The organism is Maricaulis sp. (genome assembly GCF_015665295.1).
In the GTDB taxonomy this organism is placed as follows: Bacteria; Pseudomonadota; Alphaproteobacteria; order Caulobacterales; family Maricaulaceae; genus Maricaulis.
Window position 1 is genome coordinate 1 of sequence record NZ_JADFAJ010000019.1, and the last position, 18440, is coordinate 18440.

The following is an 18440-nucleotide window of genomic DNA, read 5'->3' on the forward strand; positions in this document are numbered from 1 at the left end:
CCTGCTCAGGGAATGGGCCTACGCCATACCCTACAGATCATCCGATAGCCGGAACCGCGATCTCGCCCGATATCTAGACTGGTACAATACCGGCCGGCCGCACTATGCTCTCGCCAAACAGCCGCCAGCCAAAAGGCTCAGCCAGCTACTGAACAACGTCTTGAGAAACGACAACTAGGCAGGCCTCTGGCAAAGACAACGCCTATTCGGCCAGCGCGGCGGCATCGGACGCGATAGCGGGACTGGCCGCCGACACCGCCTCGCTCTGACGGCGCCACATGTCGGCATAGAGACCGCCGAGGGCGAGGAGTTCGTCATGGGTGCCCGTTTCGGCAACCTGACCGGCCTCGAGCACGAAGATACGGTCGGCGCCGGCGATGGTGGACAGGCGGTGGGCGACGGCAATCGTGGTCCGGCCCTCGGCGGCATCGGCCAGGGCCGCCTGGACCTCGCCCTCGGTCTGGCTGTCGAGCGCCGAAGTGGCTTCGTCGAGGATCAGCACGGCCGGGTCCTTGAGGATGGCGCGGGCCACGCCGACACGCTGTTTCTCGCCACCGGAGAGTTTCAGCCCGCGCTCACCGACCCGGGTGTCCAGACCGTCCGGCAGGCCACGCACAAAGTCGGCCAGGTGGGCGCGTTCCAGCACCGCCATGATCTCGGCCTCGCTGGCATCCGGCTTGCCGTAGATCACATTGGCACGCAGCGTGTCATTGAACAGGACGACATCCTGAGGCACCAGGCCGAGCGCGTCGCGCAGGCTTGTCTGGGCAATGTCGCGCAGGTCCTGCCCGTCGATCAGCACCCGCCCCTGTTCGGGATCATAAAAGCGGAACAGGAGCCGCAACACGGTCGACTTGCCGGCTCCGGACGGTCCGCAAATCCCGACAAAACTGCCCGCCGGGATCTCCATCGACACGCCGCCGAGCGAGCGCGAGCGGCCATCATGGGTGAAGGTCACATCCTCGAACGTCACCGCGCCGCCGGACAGGACCAGCGGCCGCGCATCGGCGCTGTCGGCCACGTCGGGCTTGAGCGCCAGCGTCTCATAGACCCGTTCCATGTCGACGGCGCCCTGCTTGATCTCGCGATAGGCCCAGCCAAGGATGTTGAGCGGCTGGTAGATATTCATCAGGACCAGCGTCACGGCTGCGACATCACCGGGCTGCAGCACGCCGTTGAAGGCTTTCCAGCCGGCGGTCAGCGCCATGGCCAGAAGACCGGCATTCATCACCAGCGCCTGCAGCCCGTTGAGCAGGGCCAGCGAAGATTGCGACTTCGTGGCCGCCCCGGCATAGCGGGTCATGGCGTCATTATAGGCGTCACTCTCGCGGGTTTCCGCCGCGAACGCCTTCACCGTCTCGAAATTGATCAGCCCGTCCACGGCCCGGGCCGAAGCCTCGTTGTCGGCATCATTCATCTGCCGGCGGATCCCGACACGCCATTCGGTCAAGGACCAGGTCAGGCCCATGTAGACCGCAATGGTGATCACCGCGATGACGGCAAATTCCCAGCCGTAATTGGCGCTCAGGACAATGGCCGCCAGGGTCAGTTCGAACAGGGTCGGCGCGATGTTGAAAATCAGGAAGCGCATCAGGAAATCGACGGCGCGGGCGCCGCGTTCGATGATGCGCTGCAGGGCGCCGGTGCGCTTGGTCTGGTGATAGCCGATCGACAGACTTTGGACGTGAGCAAAGGCCCGCACAGCGGTCAGCCGCTGGGCATCCTGGCTGACGGGCGCAAACATCGCATCGCGCAGCTGCGGCGCCCCGACCGACAGGAAGCGGGCGACGGCATAGGCGATGAAGGCGAGCGAGAACGTCGTCAGGAGGCCGGGCCAGAGCGTACTGCCCTGCCCGCTGCCCGAAGCCGGTGCCCCGCCTGTCGCGTCGACGATCAGGTTGATGCCGTCCCCGAACAGGATGGGGGCTGCCACCGAGAACAGCTTGGCGATGATGGTCAGGACGAGCGCCACCCCCATCCGGAAACGCCACTTGGCCATCTCCGGCGAGGCCAGCAGCGCGAACAGACGCCACATGGTCAGGCCCAGCGCGCCCTTGGGCGCCTGTCTGGCGTCTTCCTCGCTATCGGGGGCGGTCGGTCTCATTGCGTCGAGAGATAGGGCGTGACGCGGCCGCGCGCCAGAGGGCGGTGTGCCAATCGCCGTCGCCGGTTCATTCCTGAGCGGGTGGCGCGGAGGCAGCCGCCTCGCTGCGACGCGTCTGCCAGTCGCGATGCAGGGCGGTCAGGCTGGTGATCACCCCCCATCCCCCGAACAGGGCCATGGCCAGCTTCATGTATTCATTGGCCGGCTCGGCGGCGAAGACGTCGCCGGCCAGGACGATCCGGAACAGGGCCGCCGCAAGCAGCAGGGTCAGCACCGCCTCGACGCGGCGTGTGGTACGGGTAACGCGGCCCGCGACCGCCTGCCAGGCCGGAACCAGGATGGACAGGGCCAGCAGCACCCACAGGACCGGCGCCCGCTCGGCCGCAAAAGCCGCATCATAGGTGAAGGCGTCGAGCAATGCGGTCGGCGCTGCACCGCCTGTGATGTGGGCCATGACGGTCGCCGGTCCGGCCATCAGGATCGCCAGACCGGCAGCCCAGAACATGATCGCGGCGGCCATCACGGGGCGGTTGACCGCGTCCGGGGCCTGCACGGCCGGCAAGGCATTCGGCGACCATCGACCGCGCAACCAGCGGCGACGGGCGAAACCGGCAATCCAGAACACCACAAGCAATCCACCCAGGCCTTGCAGGGCTGCGGCCAGGGTTTCATCGGCAATCCGGTCGGCAAAGGACGCGTCGGTTTGGGCCGCCGGATCGGACAGCGTCACGCCCAGGGCGAGCACGGCCAGCGCTGCAAGAAAGATCACGGCCAGTTTGCGAAACAGGCGCCCATCAAGGGTTTCGATCACAGGCGGCGTTTGATGATAGCTCAGCGCCACGGTCTCGGGATGGCCGAACCCCTGCAATAGCGTCCGGGCCAGGGCGGCATCGGGCTCCCGCCCCTCGGCCCGGCCGGCCAGCTCCTCGGTCAGCAAGGCCGACAATTCGGCACCGATATCGGCGCGTTGCTCAAGCGGCAGGCGCCGGGTCACGGCCTGCACATAGCGGGCAATCATCTCATTCGCGGTCATCGGCCCGCTCCATCCGCTACAAGTGCGTCCATGACCGCGCCCAGCGCGTGCCAGGATTGTGAAAGCCGGGTGTAAAGCTGCCGCCCGTCCTCGCTCAGCGTGTAATAGCGGCGCGGCGGGCCGTCCCCGGTCCGCCACTCGCTGACCAGCACGCCCTGCGCTTCCAGCCGCCGCAGCAGCGGGTAGAGCGTGCCCTCTTCAATCTCCATCCCCCGCGCCGCCAGCGCCTGACGCAGGGAATAGCCGTATTGGGCCGAGCTCAGCTGCGACAGGGCCGCCAGCACGATCGCACCGCGGCGCAGTTCGAGTTCCAGCTTCGGAAATGGGTCATCAGCTTCTACCATATGACGCACTGTACTGTGAGTCACACAGTAAACAAGCGAGATTGTCGCGCGGCGAAATTCGGAGCCTGGATTGTGAGCGTGTGCGACCGCCTCAAACGTGTCCGGACCGGATCAGGGCGTGCCAGAGCACGGCAGCCAGCAAAGGGACGATACAGAAGATCAGCCGGTGCCAGCCGAGCAGGCCACTGCCCACCCGGAGGAGCAGCAGAACAAGGGACAAGGCCACAAAGCCGGTCATCCCGGTCGGAAGCGTCGTCAGCTGACCCAGCACGGCCTCGCTGCCATCCCGATACCAGCCGACCATCATCCCGTAGGGATAGAAGGCAACGAGCAGCGCGCGCAGCACATGCAGGCTGACCAGCACCACAGCCACATCCAGCAGGATGGGCGACCAGCGGCGCCAGGGCGAACTGTCGAGATCGAGCGGAAGCTCCCGGTCCGGGCCGCCCATCCGGGCTAGCCGCCCTGCCCGTCTTCCGTCGGCGCCTCGAGCACCTGGCCGGGATAGATCAGGTCCGGGTCGCGGATCTGGTCGCGATTGGCTTCATAGATGACCGTGTACTGGACACCTTCGCCATAAAGGCGGCGGGCCAGCCGCCAGAGCGAATTGCCCGGCTGCACAACGACGGAATTGGGACCCATGTTGAGGTCTTCGGCGGCGACCCGCTCGAACGGCAGCACGATGACGGCGCTGACATGGCCATCCTCGTCGACCTGGTCGATCTGAAGGTCATAGATGCCCGGCGCCAGCAGGGCCCCGGCCTGCAGCGTCCAGCGTCCATCGCGGCCGACATTGGCCTCGCCGACCAGGGCGCCGTTGGCATAGATGCGCACGGTGGTGCCGGCTTCGGCCCGACCGGAAAAAATCACGGCGCCGGTCTCGTCATAATCGATGGTTTCCAGCACCAGCGGCCCCATCTCGCCGGTCGAACAGGATGGGCATTGCCAGACACGGCTGGCCTCGCCCGGTCGTCCGACCACAACCAGCGGGGTCGGTCCGCGCTGTTCGGGGATGGAGACCACGACGACCTGTTCGGAACGCAGCTGGCGTCCGTCGCTTGCGGTCATCAGCAGGGAGAGCTCGACGGCGCCGGACGGTAGCGGGTCATTGAGGATGATGACCCACTCGCCGCGCTCATTGATTGTCATGCGATCAGAGCGCGTGCCGCCATCCTCGAATTCTATCGCCGTGTCATTGGCCAGAAGCTGGATTGCCGCGCCCGGCTCGCCACGTCCGGCAATCACGGCCGTACCGGCCGGTGCCACGCGAACAATGTCGAAAACCGGGGCGGCCAGCATGGCAGCGCTCGGATCGGGCTGTGTCGTCGTGCCAGCGGGGGACACCGGATTGCCGGCGACCGGTACGGCCGCACCGTCATCCTGCGCCGCGGGACGATACATGATGAAAGCCAGCGCGGCGGCGATCGCCAGCGCGGCAAGGGCTGCAGCGATGATAAACGACCGCGTGGCGGTCATGGCGGCTCTCCCGTCGTCAATTGGGCTGGACACGAATATGCGCTCCGGCATACCGGAACTGGATGCAAACCTCGCGCCGTCAGCCTTCGGCGAATAGCATCCCGATCCGATAAAGCAAATATGAGTGATGTCACGATGGCGAAACTAAGGTCGATTGGTGTCTTCTGCGGATCACGTATGGGTGAGCGCGAAACCTATGCAGCCGCCGCCGCGGGCGTTGGCCGCGCGATCGCCCAGGCCGAGTGCCGGCTGGTCTATGGCGGCGGCGATGTCGGCCTGATGGGGATTGCAGCCTCGACCGCCGCGGCCGAGGGAGGCGCGGTCCATGGCATCATCCCGGGATTCCTGATCGCCCGCGAAGGCCATCTCGACGGCGTCGAGATCAAGATTGTCGAGACGATGAGCGAGCGCAAGAGCGAGCTCATCGCCGAGAGTGACGCCTATATCATCCTGCCCGGCGGCACCGGAACGCTGGAGGAAGTCTTCGATGTTGTATCGCGCCAGCAGCTGGGCTTGCACGACAAACCGATCGTATTCCTCAACACGGACGGTTTCTGGGGCCCCTTCATCGAGCTGATTGCCCACACAGTGCGCGAAGGTTTCACGCCGCAAACCCTCGCCGATCATGTCGAACTGATCGACCGGCCGGAGATTGCCATTGCCCGCATCTGTGCCCTGCTCGACGAAAAGGATGCCGCCGCGGCGCAGCTGGCCGAAAAAGCGGACTGATCAGTCCGCCTCTCCGCTCGGATCAAACACATCCTCGATCTTGAGGTCGAAGGCGCCGGCCAGGGCAAAGGCCAGGGTGAGCGAGGGATCATGCTTGCCGGTCTCGACCGCATTGACCGCCTGGCGCGACACCCCGACCCGTTCGCCGAGTTCGGCCTGACTCCAGCGTCGCTCTGCGCGCAGGACGCGCAGCCGGTTCTTCACCGGTACACCACGTATTTCTGGAAGCAGCCGACCAGGCCCCACAGCCCGATCATCGCCGGAAAGATCCAGATCATCGGGATGGGCGGCAGCTCCAGCGCGCCCTCCAGGAAGCCATAGGCGAAGGTTCCAAAACCTGTCAGCAGGGCGGAAATGATCATCGCCTCAGCCAGCAGGCGCTGTTTGAACTCATCCATGGAGCGGTAGAAAGTCAAGACCGCCCACAGTGCGCCCAGTCCCGGCAGGACCGGCAGAACCGCAACCAGGCCGGTGACGACCGGTCCGAAACTGGCCGATTCCAGCAGGAATACCGACCCGAAGAGCGTCGCCATGTAGAGCACCATGGCGCTGCCGAAATGCAGCATGTAGCGGCGTGCGTTCGCGGCCATCATCAGCCTTCCTCCCCCGGGTCACCGATCACGCCGGTCAGCACGGACCGGAAGGCCGCCGGCTGGTCCAGCATGATGAAGTGACGCGACCCGTCAATCCGGTGCAGGTCGAGCGTCGCCAGACCGGCATATTGTTGTCGATACACGGATTCGAGTGCTTCCGCGCTCACCGGTGCGCCCTCGCTCCAGGCAATCATCACGGTAACCGACGCGGAGACATGATCCAGCACCGGACTGAAATCGGTCCCCATCACCTCGCCCATGGCCGCGCTGACAACAGACTGGTCGGCCTGTTCCATCCAGCCCATCACCCGCGCCTGCCCGGCCTCGCTGATCGACTGGACCGGCAGCCCCTGGCGCGAAATCGCGAGGAATTGTTCGCGCGAAGCCGCCGCCATCCGGGCCGACATACCCGTCGCATAGGCTGAGGCCTGCTCTGGCGTGATCGCAGGATTGAACAGGCGGGCAAAGAAGGGGGCACTGTCCACGATGACGACGTCGCTGACACGGTCAGGCGCATGGGCAGCGAGCTGCAATGCGATCTGCGCACCCATGGAGTGGCCGACCAGAACAGCATCCTCGATCCCTTCCCGGTCCAGCCATCGGGCGAGATCGGCGACTGCACTGCCAACCACACCCTCCACCGCGCGCGGCACAGCGGGCACATCACCAAAACCGGCCAGCGTCACGACATGCGCATCGATCGTGTCACCCAGCGCTGCGACCGTGTCTTCCCAGACCGCACCGGGTGTCGCCAGGCCGGGAATGAAGACGATGTCCCGCCCGCTGGCCGCGCCCGCCCGCTCGATCTGCACACTTGCCAGATCCTGGGCGTCCCCTTGACCAGACGATATTGCCGCAACAATCGCGATGATGATCCCGATCCAGCCCGCCGGGCTCATCCGGAGATTTCCACAGGGTTTCATATTGCGCTCCATCAGCTTTACATGACTTAATGTCATGGAAACCTGACACTTGTATGCGCAAATGTCAAGCAAACCTTACCATATGTCATGAGGACAGGTCATTCTGTCAGGCTGGACTGGTGAAAGAGCGATGAGAAGATGAGCGCCCCGGCGCGCAATCATCCATGGGTCGCGTGTCAGCCGGCAGGCCGCCCTAAGCCGCCTCGCCCGCCAGACGCTTGAGGATTTTCTCGCGTCCGATCAGCGGCAGCAGGACGGCCATTTCCGGGCCGCGTTCCTCGCCGGTCAGCATCTGGCGCAGCGGCATGAAGAGCATCTTGCCCTTGCGGCCGGTCGCGTCCTTGAGGGCATTGGTCCAGGCCGACCAGCTGTCACCGGTGAGTTCGCCGTCCGGCAGATGCTCCGCAGCCGCGGCGGCATAGTCCGCATCCTCGATCACGGGCGTGACGGGACCATCGATCAGCGCCGCCCAGGCCTTGACGTCAGCCAGGGTTTCCAGGTTCGGCCGCACGGCCTCCCAGACCGCCTCGCCCTTGTCGGCGCCAAGCTCTACCAGGCGCGGTTTGGCGACGGCATAGGGCATGCCGTGCAGCAATTTGGCATTCACGCGCTTCAGCTCTTCATCATCGAAACGGGCCGGCGAGCGCGACAGCTTGCCAAGATCAAACCCTTCGAGAATCCCGTCGACATCCGCAAAGGCATCGACCGGGTCCGACGTCCCGATCCGGGCCAGCAGCGACATGATCGCCATCGGCTCGAGACCATCGACATCGCGCAAATCGGCAATGCCCAGCGATCCCGTCCGCTTGGACAGCTTGCCGCCATCAGCACCAACCAGCAGGGCCTGGTGGCCGAACAGGGGCGGCGTGCCGCCAAGAGCTTCGAAGATCTCGATCTGGGCGCCGGAATTTGTGGTGTGGTCCTCGCCGCGGATGATGTGGGTGATATCGGCCTCGATATCATCCACCACGCTGGGCAGGGTGTAGAGATAGGAGCCGTCCTCGCGGATCAGGATCGGGTCGGACAGGGAGGATGTCTCGATCGAGACATGGCCGCGCACCATGTCGTCCCACTCCACCGGATTGCCCGACAGTTTGAAACGCCAATGCGGCTTGCGCCCTTCCGCCTCGAAAGCGGCCTTCTCGGCCTCGCTGAGCGCCAGGGCGGCGCGGTCATAGACCGGCGGCCGGCCATTGGCCATTTGCAGGCGGCGCTTGCGGTCGAGCTCGTCGCCGGTCTCATAACACGGGTAAAGCAGGCCCTTGGCCTTCAGCTTTTCCGCCGCTGCGGCATAGCGGTCAAAGCGCTCGGACTGTTTGAACGTCTCGTCCCAGCTTATGCCCAGCCAGGTCAGGTCGGCGCGGATGCCGTCCTCGAAAGCCTGGGTGGAGCGCTCGACATCGGTATCGTCAATGCGCAGCACAAAGGTCCCACCCGCCTTGCGCGCGAACAGATAGTTGAAGATCGCGGTGCGGACATTGCCGACATGAAGCTTGCCGGTCGGGCTGGGCGCAAAACGGACTTTGGTCATCGACGTGGAGCCTCACTGAGTTTGAGGCGCAGGGCTTAGCGCTGTCAGGGCATCGGGGCAAGCGGGGGGTGCGGATGGGGGCGTGCAGTGACGGCGACAGTCGATTACTCGCCTTCGCGCTTCATCTGCGCTTAACTCGCGCCAGACGCGCAATCGGGGGAGACGGGCGTGGACGATGAAGCGCGCAAGGCCGAACGCAAGAAAGCGATCGAGGACGCGTGGTGGAAACGCTGGCGCGAGCAGGATTTCAGCTGGGACGGGCTGGCGGCGCTGGATGAGGATGGCAAGCCGAAACACGCCTGGCAGGGCTGGTCGGTCACGAAGACCCGGCGCGTTGTCGAGACAAAGGACGCGCCGGACGGATCGCGCCCGGCGACCTTGCAAGACTATTTTCGTCGCAAGCCCGGTGGCGACACGCTGCGTGGCGATCCAGTGTTGCGCAAGGCTGGCCTGCTGATCGACGGTGCCGAAATTCCCGGTTCCGATGGCAAGACCTTCCACATCATCCACTGCCCGAAAACGCTGGACGCCGAAGACACCACCACCACGAAAGCCCTCGACGCGTCACAATGGGAAACGCTGGAATCCGAGGTCGATCGCCTGATCGCGCTGGGTGAGAAGACGGATAAGGATTATCTGAGGGGCACCACCGGGACGGACAAACGCACTCAACTGTCCGGCGTCATTTTGCGCCGCTTTCCCCGCCCACCCGCCCCCGAAAAAGACCAGGCCGAGCTGGCGCCGCTCCATCTGACAGCACCAAGCTCGGCGTGGCTCGATCATGTTGGCGCCGAAAGTCTCAACTTCGCGTCAGAGCTTTCCATGTACGCCGCGATTTTCTTTGCCGACGCGGACTTCAGACAAGCGCAATTCTCCGGCGGAGACGCGAGCTTCCATCAAGCGCAATTCTCCGGCGGATACGCGAGCTTCTATCAAGCGCAATTCTCCGGCGGAGACGCGTACTTCGGAGAAGCGCAATTCTCCGGCGGAGACGCGTACTTCGGAGAAGCGCAATTCTCCGGCGGATACGCGTACTTCAATCAAGCGCAATTCTCCGGCGGAAACGCGTACTTCAGACAAGCGCAATTCTCCCGCGGATACGCGTACTTCGGAGAGACTTTGTTTTTGGGAAGCCTGAATCTTCAACGCGGTGATCTCGAGGGCCTCTCGGTGGGGTATTTGGGCGCCACGGTTGACGCCTCCCGTGACGGTGAAGGCGAGGTTGGCGACGGGCCGGACGTATCGCGTGAAAGAACGGATATCTGGCTGACCACGCCGGCCGCCAAGGCCGAAGCCGGAACTCTGACCAATTTCAACTTCGAAGGCGCCCGGGTCTTCGGCACGGCCTTCTTCACGGATCGCATTTTTGCGGAAACACCGGATTTCAGCGGCGCCCGCTTTTTCGGACGGGCGGACTTTCATGGCGCCAGCCTGCATGAAAGCGTGCAGCTGAAAAATGCCCGTTTCCGCTTTGGCACGCCCATGCGGCCACGCCGTTTTCCCGGTTTCGACCGCGCCTGGCGCGGCGCCTATACCGGTCTGCGGTCATGGCTCCGCCTGCCCCCGGTCGAACCACCGGACCACATCCGGTTTCCCGAGCAGGACGAATTGTGGGCCGAGATCGAGGCCCGGGCGAATAAGCTGGACCGCCCGCTTCCGGACAAGGCGCGGGAGCAATTCGACAAGACCTATGCGACCGCCAAGCAACGCTTTGATGATCGCGGTCATGAGGCCAATCTCTACGAGAATGAATACCGCACGCTGAAACGCCTGATGGCGCGGATCGGGGCCAGCAGTGAGGAACAGCGCTTTTTCGCCCTCGAACTGAAAGCCCGCCAGGCACGACGGCGCAGCAAGACATCGTCCGACGACGCCAGCGATCAAGATGTCACTGCTTGGGAGGCTTTCTTCGCCGGTCTTTATGGCGCGGTCACCGATTACGGCCAGAGCCTGACGCGGGTGCTGGGCTGGATGGGCGGGGTGTGGGCCGTCAGCGCGGCGGCCTATCTCATCCTTGCCGTCACTGCACCGCCCCTGCCGCCAGTGGCGCCCGCAAGCGAGGCCGGTTACCACACGCCGCGCCTGATCGGACCGGGTGATGACGAGACGGTGAGTGAGCGTCGCTGGACCACCTATTGGCGCATGGAAGGCCCTACCGGCCTGCTCGGCCCGGCCCTTTATGCGCTGGAGATGACCGTCGTGCCCGTCGTCAATCCGGGCGGGCATCATCCCTGGACGCAGCGCCTTGAAGGCCCCGATGCCGGCGGGCATGCCTACTGGTTCGCCCTGGTGCGCCTTGTTCACCGCCTGCTCGCCCTGCCGCTGGCCTTTCTCTTCCTGTTGACCCTGCGGCGGCGTTTCCAGATCAGCTAGTCAAACACCCGCGCTTTCACCGCGTCCTGCGCTGTATCCATCGGCCGGCCGGGTCGCCCGGCGAGGCGCCAATAGGTCCAGCCGGCGGCCGCGCCGAAAGCGAGGAAGACGAGGTAGAGCCAGGCCGGCATCGAACTCGGTCTCTCGGACGCACCATAGATCACGGTGCTGACGAGGAGTTGCAGCAGGGCAAGGGAGAGCAGCGCACCCGCGATCAATTCGCTCAAAGGTCGCGGCCATTTCAGGCCCCGGAACAGGCTGACCAGCCCCCAGACCGGCAGGGCAGAAAACACGGCGGTGACGAAGCCGGCGAACAGGCCCCACAGCGGGGCCATGGTCACGGTGCCCCAGTAGTTTTGCCGTCCCGCTTCACTCCCGGCGTCGAACACCGCGAGTATGGCGAAACCCGCGATCACCGCCACCGAGACCAGATAACAGGTCAGAAGCCAGGCCCCGATCGCGCGCCAGGGATTACGTCCAAGCAGGCGTTTGAGAATTTCAGGCATCGGGACAGCTTCCTGTGACGCAACCGCGACCACTCAAGCCGCCGCCCGGGACCAAATCAAGGCCGCGCAGACAAGCGCCAGTAAACCGCGCCGCCAATCAGGCCGGTCGCCGCGAAGAAGCCGGTCATCGGCAGGCCTTCGAGACCGTACTGGAGTGGAAAGCCGAATATCTGGATCGCGGCCGCCCCGGTCAGTGCGCCCATCAGGAGATGAGCCGGCAGGCCGTACCAGCCGGCTGCGCGTCTCACCCAGGTCAGCGCGATGGTGGGCAGCACTGTGAGAACCGCGACATAGAGCCCGATGAAGAAGCTGCCCGGGACCAGCGCCGAGAGGAACTCGTCATCCAGCGGATCGAGCCGTCCGGCCTCGATGCCGCCGACAATGGCGAAACCCACAACAATCGTCAGGCCCGACAACAGGCTGGCCGCGAGCCAAGCGAGACCGTTTCGGACCGTGCCCGCCACGGTGAGAGCGGGAATAGGATGGGTGGTCATGCGGCGTCTCCTCTTGCTTGGTCAGGTGTATCCGGAAGGCCGGCGGCCAGCCAGTAGGCCAATCCACCAATCGCTCCCAACCCCGCTATGAAGATCGCCCAACCGGTATTGGTAGAAACGGCGAACGTGATCAGGAAGCTCAACATTGAGGGCAAGCAGATATCGGCCATTCCACGGGGCCATCGCAGTTCGTGCACCAGATGCACAAGGACCAATGCGGGTATGATTGTCAGCACCATCGTTACCATCAGCGCCATGTAGAAGCTGGGCAATAGCAAGCCGGGCGATGCCACGGCGCCGGTCACGGCGATGGTACCTGTCAGAACGCCAGACACCGTCAGACAGGCGATAAACCAAGCAAAGACCCCACGCGCCTCCCCGTTTCCCGGCGGTGGAATACTCCGATCATCCGTCATGGCGGCTACTCCAGTTTTCATGATTTCTGTTTTGACAGAAATAACGGATCGCAAGAATGAGGCAGGGTGACGCAGCGAGCGTGGGACGAGCGCGCCAGCGCGGAGCCCTCACCAAAACCGCTTGTCAGCCGGCAAGCGGACTATGGATGATTGCGCGCCGGAGGCGGCGTCGCCTCCTCGCTCCGCTCGCCCCCTTAGACCCTCCTTCGCCGAAGGCTCCGGAGGGCCACTTCCCCCGCCCTGCGGGGGCAGAAAGACGGTGATGTCCTCGCCTTCGATGGGCGAGCTGGATCGCCCGACAGGGCGAGACGGAGAGGGTGATCGGCAGTGGGTGACGGGCGGTGGGTGAATGAACGCTGACGCGTTTCACCCCTTCCGGCCCTGCGGGCCACCTTCCCCGTCAAGGGGAAGGACCTGACTTCAGTTCCGGAACCGGTTGGTGATCGGATAACGCCGGTCGCGACCGAAATTCTTGGCGCCGATCTTCACGCCCGGCGGGGCCTGGCGGCGCTTGTATTCGGCGCGATAGAGCAGGTTCTCGATGCGTTTGACCTCGGCCTCCTCATGGCCGTCGGCGACCAGCTCGCGGACCGAACGCTCCTCCTCGACGAGACCATAGAGAATGGCGTCGAGCACGTCATAGGGCGGCAGGCTGTCCTGGTCGGTCTGGTCCTCGCGCAGCTCGGCCGAGGGCGGTTTGGTGATGATGCGCTCGGGAATGACCTGGCCAACCGGGCCCAGGCCGACCGCGTGATTGGCGGAATTGCGCCACCAGGCCAGCTCGAAGACTTCGGTCTTGTAGATGTCCTTGAGGGCGTTGTAGCCGCCGTTCATGTCGCCATAGAGGGTGGCATAGCCGACCGCCATCTCAGACTTGTTGCCGGTCGACAAGACCATCGGGCCGAACTTGTTGGACAGCGCCATCAGCACGACACCGCGGGCCCGCGATTGCAGGTTTTCCTCGGTGGTGTCGGCTTTCGTGCCCTTGAAAGGCGTCGACAGGATGGCGTTGAAGGAGGCAATCGTCGGCTCGACATCGACAATGTCATAGCGGATGCCCAGCGCCTCGGCGCAGGCACGCGCGTCCTCGAGGCTCTCCTGGCTTGTATACTTCGACGGCATCATCACCGCCCAGACCTTGTCCGCCCCCAGCGCGTCGACCGCGATCGCAGCCGAGATGGCGCTGTCGATTCCGCCGGACAGGCCCAGGACGACGCCGGGGAAGCCGTTCTTGGCGATATAATCGCGCAAGGCCGTCGTCATCGCCTTCCAGTCGGCCTCGAGGCCCGACTTGACCGAGACCACCTTGCCGCCGGCACCAAACCAGCCCTTGTCCGTCTTCACCCACTCGACCGCATCGAGGCATTCCTCGAAGGCGGGCAGGCGCTGGACCTCGCGGCCCTCGCTGTCGCGCGAGAAGGAGGCGCCGTCGAACACCAGCTCGTCCTGGCCGCCGACCTGGTTGACGAAGACCATCGCCTTGGGCGAGGCCCAGCCATCAAACCAGCGACCAAAGGCCTGCTTGCGCTCGCGCTCGATGGTACGGCGCCAGGGCGAGCCATTGATCGTGATGATCATCTCGGCGCCCCTGGCGATCAGCGCCTCAGGCACATTGCCCAGCCAGAGATCCTCGCAGATCGGCAGGCCGAGCCTGATGCCGCGCCATTTGACGATGTCCGGCAAGGGCCCGGGCTCGAAGACGCGCTTCTCGTCAAAGACGGCGTAATTGGGCAGCTCATGCTTGAAGCGCAGCGCGACCAGCTGGCCCTTGTCGATCAGGGCGACGGCATTGTGCAGGCGCTTGTTCTGCCGCCAGGGCAGGCCGATCAGGATGGCCGGACCGTCGCGGGTGATTGCGGCCAGATCATCGAGCGCCTTGCGGCAGGCTTCCACCGCCGAGGGTTTGAGCACCAGATCCTCGGGCGGATAACCCAGCAGGAACATCTCGGAGAAGACCACAAGGTCGCCGCCGCGCGTGCGCGCCTCGGCATGGGCCGCGCGGGCCTTGGCCAGATTGCCCGCGACATCCCCGACAACCGGGTTGAGCTGGGCGGTGACGAGAATGATGCGATCAGTCATGCGCGCGACTTAGACCGCGCCGCCCGGGACCGCAAGTGGCGACAGGCCCGGGTGTCAGGACCCGTAGATGCGCGCACCGTCAATCGCCCGCGCCGCATCAAGCGCTCGCAGGCCGGCGATGCCGGGCACGGCAACCGGCGCCCCGTCGAGCACGGAGGCGATGAAGGCGTTGACATTGGCGCCCAGGCTGTCCTTGGCGGTCGGGCTCTCGGCGAAGTCGGCGTTGAGCGCGTAGGGCGTGGTATTGTTGAAGGTCTTGGCGACGAAATCGATCTCGAGCACGCCGGTCTCGTATTCCACCGTCATCTTGCGGTCGCGCTCATGATGGACCCGGCTCGCCGACAGCTCGGCCTCGCAGCCATTGTCGAAAACCAGATGCGCGCGGGCGATGTCTGGCTGTCCGAAACGACCGGCATCGACCTCGCCGGTAACCGATTTCACCGCGCTGCCCGACAGGGCAATGACCAGATCAAGATCATGCACCATCAGATCGAGCGTGACCGAGACATCAAGGCAGCGCTCGGACGGCAGCCCCATGCGGCTGGCCGTGATTTTCCTGGGCGTGGCGTCGACAGCAAAAAGGCCCATCGCGTTGAACACGAAACGCTCCTGATGCCCGACCTGCAGGACACAGCCATGCTTGGCGGCCAGCGCGATCAGCTCACGCGCTTCCTCGACGGAGGAGGCGATCGGCTTTTCCACGAGGACATGCTTGCCCATGGCCAGCGCCGTCGCGGCCGCTTCGAAATGGTGCACAGCGGGGCTGGCGACGGTGATGGCATCAACCTCGGACAGGAAGGCGGCAAAGTTGTCGAAACCCTTTGCGCCATGCTTCTCGGCCAGCGCCTTTGCGCGTTCAAGGTCGGGTTCATAAACACCGATCAGCTCGACCCGCTCGTTGGCGGCGTATTTCGACGCGTGGAAGCCGCCGAACACGCCGGCGCCGACAACGCCGGCCCGAAGGATGCGAGAATTGAATGTCATGAACTCACCTCGTTTTATGGCGCCGTGAATAGCGTTGCCGCCGTCACGATCAAGCACGGCATGCATCACCACTTGTTTCGGGCGATTGCAGGGCAGGCACTGCGCTCGGGCGGGCGATCGCGGCTTGCACCGACCGGCGCGACGCCTAGGATGACGCGGCTACGGGGGAATGCACGTGCCTGACGAACGAGACATTGACCGCCACGCACCCGCAAGAGACGGCGATACGCCGCTCGATTCACTGTCCATCGCCGTGTTCGATGTTGATGCCCGGATTTTTCGGACAATGCGCGACCATTTCCTCAAGCCCGTGACCGTCGCGACCGCCGGCATGTCGCGCGACTACTCGCGCTATCTGTCGCCGATCCGGGTCTTCATCGCCCTCTTCTCCTTCCAGTTCTTTGTCGCGGCCCTGTTCGGCACGCCGATCACGGCCACGATCGAGTCGATAACGGCGACGGACGCCGATCTGGATCCGCTGGCCTGGCTCGCCTCTGCCCGCATCGAGTTCGAGACTCCGCTGACGCTCCAGATCATCGAGGACAAGCTGCGCGCCGTGCAGTCGATCACGCTGTGGCCGCTGACCGTGCTGGCCTCCCTGCCCTATCTGATCGCGCTAAAGCTCTACCGCCCTTCGACGCCGCTATGGGGGCATCTGCAGATCTACCTGGTCGCGACCAATGCCAGTTTCGTCGTGATGATCGCCCTCATGCCCCTGCACACATTGGGCGGCGCAGGCATGGCGACCGGCATGATGATCGCGCTGCTGGCCTTCTTCATCATCGCCGGCATGATGCTGGCCCATTTCTACGGCCGGTCGGTCGTCGCACTGGTCCTGCGACTGGCCGGGCTGGTTGCACTCCTGCCCGTCACCATGCTGATCACCACCATCGGCACCTTCCTCACGATTGACTGGGTGCTCGAGCACGAATTCGGCCTGGACCTCCTGGCGCTCCTCGCGCCGGACGCCTTCGCCGCAATGTCCTCACCATAAGAAAGAAACGGGAGTTGGTAGATGAAATCGCGTGAAGTCCACCTGAATGCCTATCTCAAGGGCGCGCCGGATCCGTCCTATTACAGCGTCGTCGAAACCGACCTCCCCGCACCGGGGCCGGGCGAAGTCCTGGTCCGCAATCTCTTCATCTCGGTCGACCCGTACATGCGCGGCCGGATGAGCGGCATCCGCACCTATATCGGGCCGTTCGAGCTGGGCAAGGTGATGGAGGGCGGCGCGGTCGGCGAAGTCGTCGAGAGCAATTTCGACGGGCTGAAGCCGGGCGATCATGTCTCTTCCATGTTCGGCTGGCGCGAAGCCTATGTGGCACCGGGTCAGGCGCTGACCAGGATCGATACCAGCCAGCTGCCACCGCAGGCTTTCCTGGGCATTGCCGGCATGCCGGGCCTGACCGCCTATGTCGGCATCAAGCGCATGATCGACCTGCAGCCGGGTGAAACCCTGTGGATGTCCGGCGGCGCCGGCGCGGTCGGCACATCCGGCATCCAGTTCGCCAAGGCCATGGGCGCCACCGTGGTCGCCACGGCGGGCGGACCGGAAAAATGCGCCTTCGTCAAATCGCTCGGAGCCGACCATGTGGTTGACTACAAGGCCACCGACGATCTGACCGCCGCAATCGCGGAAGTCGCCCCGAACGGCGTCGACGGCTATTTCGAGAATATCGGCGGGACGCACTTCACGGCGGCCCTCAACTCGCTTCGCCCCAAGGGGCGGATGGCGGCGTGTGGCATGATCCAGCGCTATAACGACACCAGCACGGCCACCCTGCCCGACAACCTCACCCAGATCGTCGGCAAGTCGCTGACCATTCGCGGCTTCATCGTCTCGGACCATGCCGACATGTTCGGCGATTTCGTGACGGATCTGGGAGCCTGGATGGCGGCTGGCAAGATCAAGCCGGCCGAGACCATCATGGACGGGATCGAAAACGCGCCCGCCGCCTTCTCCGGCCTTTTCACCGGTCGGAACACCGGCAAGATGCTGGTCAGGATCTGATGACGGACGGGGCGCAGGAAGGGGATCGCAAGGAAGAGCGCGTCCTCGAGGACGTGCTCGACGAGGTGCTGAGCTTCAATTTTCGGAGCCTGCGCACCTTGCGCGACATTTTCCTCCGCCCCGCCGACATTGCCCGCGCATTTCTCGCGGGCGACCGCAACACCTATACCCCGACCATGCGGGTCTGGTTTGGCGTCCTGACCTGGATGTTTGTCCTGTCGATGGTCTGGGGCGGCTGGGGCGAGGTGATCTGGCGGGCATCGGCGGACGGCGCAGCCTTTGGCGAGGCCCTGCGCGAGGGACGCCGTGACATCGACGCCGTACGCGACGCGATCTCGACCATGGCCGCCCTGCTCTATGTGCCGATCGAAGCGCTGCTCATCCTTCCCGGCATTCTGGTACTGCGGGCCATGCGCAACACCGTCAGCCGCATGCAGGCGACGCAATGCTATTTCATTCCGGTGACCGCCAGCGCCGTCTCCAGCACCCTCATCCTTGTCGCATCAACCTATTGGTCCGGCATCCTGCAATGGGGGATGGCGCTTGATATGGCCGTTTTCATGCTGGTCGCCGCCGCGGTGATCCGGACGGGTTTTGCGGACGGCTGGCCGGCGACGATCGTCAAGACCGTCATCCTGACCATTGTCGTGTTTGTGCTCTCGATAATCGCCCGTTTTGCCACCCTGCTGATCAGCATATTCTGGGCGCTTGACCAGGTCCCGCCTGCGGCCTGAACCGGATCAGCGCCGGGTCAGGCGACCGAGCGTCCAGCCGGCCGCAATAGCAGCAAAAACAGGCGACCAGGTTTCCCCCGCACCTGCGAGAAAGGCGAGCACGTAAGCGC

At 64.6% G+C, this 18440-nt stretch carries 20 protein-coding genes; 6 read left to right on the forward strand and 14 right to left on the reverse strand.

Annotation, left to right across the window (positions count from 1 at the left end; genetic code table 11):
* Position 1: 1 nt before the first annotated feature.
* Positions 2 to 178, forward strand: coding sequence for an integrase core domain-containing protein (locus QZZ02_RS15075; protein ID WP_366511526.1), 177 nt, complete (start codon positions 2 to 4; stop codon positions 176 to 178).
* A 24-nt stretch (positions 179 to 202) separates the two neighbouring features.
* On the opposite strand, the gene QZZ02_RS09685 is transcribed toward QZZ02_RS15075, so the two are convergent.
* The 5 genes from QZZ02_RS09685 to QZZ02_RS09705 form a co-directional block, all read right to left on the reverse strand.
* On the reverse strand, positions 203 to 2104 hold the full coding sequence (locus QZZ02_RS09685; RefSeq protein WP_291843987.1) for an ABC transporter ATP-binding protein/permease: 1902 nt from the start codon (positions 2102 to 2104) through the stop codon (positions 203 to 205).
* 67 nt (positions 2105 to 2171) lie between these two features.
* Positions 2172 to 3137: a hypothetical protein gene (locus QZZ02_RS09690; protein WP_291843988.1), complete on the reverse strand. Its 966-nt coding sequence runs from the start codon at positions 3135 to 3137 to the stop codon at positions 2172 to 2174.
* Complete coding sequence (locus QZZ02_RS09695; RefSeq protein WP_291843989.1) at positions 3134 to 3481, reverse strand: PadR family transcriptional regulator; 348 nt, start codon at positions 3479 to 3481, stop codon at positions 3134 to 3136. The genes QZZ02_RS09690 and QZZ02_RS09695 overlap by 4 nt, the downstream gene beginning before the upstream one ends.
* 91 nt (positions 3482 to 3572) lie before the next feature.
* A complete protein-coding gene (locus QZZ02_RS09700) occupies positions 3573 to 3932 on the reverse strand; it encodes a hypothetical protein (RefSeq protein WP_291843990.1) in 360 nt (119 codons plus the stop codon).
* A 5-nt stretch (positions 3933 to 3937) separates the two neighbouring features.
* Positions 3938 to 4957, reverse strand: a complete 1020-nt coding sequence (locus tag QZZ02_RS09705; RefSeq protein WP_291843991.1) for an Ig-like domain-containing protein — start codon at positions 4955 to 4957, stop codon at positions 3938 to 3940.
* Between the two features lie 120 nt (positions 4958 to 5077).
* Between QZZ02_RS09705 and QZZ02_RS09710 the strand changes: the two genes are divergently transcribed.
* Positions 5078 to 5686 carry a TIGR00730 family Rossman fold protein gene (locus tag QZZ02_RS09710; RefSeq protein ID WP_291843992.1) on the forward strand — a complete coding sequence of 203 codons (609 nt, stop codon included), beginning with the start codon at positions 5078 to 5080 and terminating at the stop codon, positions 5684 to 5686.
* Here QZZ02_RS09710 and QZZ02_RS09715 read toward each other — a convergent pair whose 3' ends face one another.
* The 4 genes from QZZ02_RS09715 to gltX form a co-directional block, all read right to left on the reverse strand.
* On the reverse strand, positions 5687 to 5890 hold the full coding sequence (locus QZZ02_RS09715; protein ID WP_291843993.1) for a helix-turn-helix transcriptional regulator: 204 nt from the start codon (positions 5888 to 5890) through the stop codon (positions 5687 to 5689).
* Positions 5887 to 6279: a hypothetical protein gene (locus QZZ02_RS09720; protein WP_291843994.1), complete on the reverse strand. Its 393-nt coding sequence runs from the start codon at positions 6277 to 6279 to the stop codon at positions 5887 to 5889. The genes QZZ02_RS09715 and QZZ02_RS09720 overlap by 4 nt, the downstream gene beginning before the upstream one ends.
* Positions 6279 to 7202 (reverse strand): alpha/beta hydrolase, encoded by a 924-nt coding sequence (locus QZZ02_RS09725; RefSeq protein WP_291843995.1) that lies wholly within the window; start codon positions 7200 to 7202, stop codon positions 6279 to 6281. Before QZZ02_RS09725 ends, QZZ02_RS09720 begins: the two co-directional genes overlap by 1 nt.
* Positions 7203 to 7395: 193 nt before the next feature.
* On the reverse strand, positions 7396 to 8733 hold the full coding sequence (gene gltX, locus QZZ02_RS09730) for a glutamate--tRNA ligase (RefSeq protein ID WP_291843997.1): 1338 nt from the start codon (positions 8731 to 8733) through the stop codon (positions 7396 to 7398).
* A 168-nt stretch (positions 8734 to 8901) separates the two neighbouring features.
* Here gltX and QZZ02_RS09735 point away from each other — a divergent pair, with 168 nt between their 5' ends.
* Positions 8902 to 11106: a pentapeptide repeat-containing protein gene (locus tag QZZ02_RS09735; RefSeq protein WP_291843998.1), complete on the forward strand. Its 2205-nt coding sequence runs from the start codon at positions 8902 to 8904 to the stop codon at positions 11104 to 11106.
* Here the strand turns inward: QZZ02_RS09735 and QZZ02_RS09740 are convergent.
* From QZZ02_RS09740 to QZZ02_RS09760, 5 genes are all read right to left on the reverse strand, one after another.
* Entirely contained in the window at positions 11103 to 11612 is a 510-nt protein-coding gene (locus tag QZZ02_RS09740) for a hypothetical protein (protein WP_291843999.1), read from the reverse strand. The genes QZZ02_RS09735 and QZZ02_RS09740 overlap by 4 nt on opposite strands.
* A gap of 56 nt (positions 11613 to 11668) precedes the next feature.
* Entirely contained in the window at positions 11669 to 12106 is a 438-nt protein-coding gene (locus QZZ02_RS09745) for a hypothetical protein (protein ID WP_291844000.1), read from the reverse strand.
* Complete coding sequence (locus tag QZZ02_RS09750; RefSeq protein WP_291844001.1) at positions 12103 to 12522, reverse strand: hypothetical protein; 420 nt, start codon at positions 12520 to 12522, stop codon at positions 12103 to 12105. The genes QZZ02_RS09745 and QZZ02_RS09750 overlap by 4 nt, the downstream gene beginning before the upstream one ends.
* A 420-nt stretch (positions 12523 to 12942) precedes the next feature.
* Positions 12943 to 14601 carry an NAD+ synthase gene (locus tag QZZ02_RS09755; protein WP_291844002.1) on the reverse strand — a complete coding sequence of 553 codons (1659 nt, stop codon included), beginning with the start codon at positions 14599 to 14601 and terminating at the stop codon, positions 12943 to 12945.
* 54 nt (positions 14602 to 14655) lie between these two features.
* Positions 14656 to 15585: a Gfo/Idh/MocA family oxidoreductase gene (locus QZZ02_RS09760; RefSeq protein WP_291844003.1), complete on the reverse strand. Its 930-nt coding sequence runs from the start codon at positions 15583 to 15585 to the stop codon at positions 14656 to 14658.
* Positions 15586 to 15760: 175 nt separating this feature from the next.
* Here QZZ02_RS09760 and QZZ02_RS09765 point away from each other — a divergent pair, with 175 nt between their 5' ends.
* Genes QZZ02_RS09765 through QZZ02_RS09775 form a run of 3 tightly spaced genes read left to right on the forward strand, consistent with a single transcriptional unit; the run spans position 15761 to position 18330 of the window.
* Positions 15761 to 16579 (forward strand): DUF3667 domain-containing protein, encoded by an 819-nt coding sequence (locus QZZ02_RS09765; RefSeq protein ID WP_291844004.1) that lies wholly within the window; start codon positions 15761 to 15763, stop codon positions 16577 to 16579.
* A gap of 21 nt (positions 16580 to 16600) precedes the next feature.
* Positions 16601 to 17596, forward strand: coding sequence for an NADP-dependent oxidoreductase (locus QZZ02_RS09770; protein ID WP_291844005.1), 996 nt, complete (start codon positions 16601 to 16603; stop codon positions 17594 to 17596).
* Positions 17596 to 18330: a DUF3667 domain-containing protein gene (locus QZZ02_RS09775; RefSeq protein WP_291844007.1), complete on the forward strand. Its 735-nt coding sequence runs from the start codon at positions 17596 to 17598 to the stop codon at positions 18328 to 18330. The genes QZZ02_RS09770 and QZZ02_RS09775 overlap by 1 nt, the downstream gene beginning before the upstream one ends.
* Positions 18331 to 18440 lie beyond the last annotated feature (110 nt).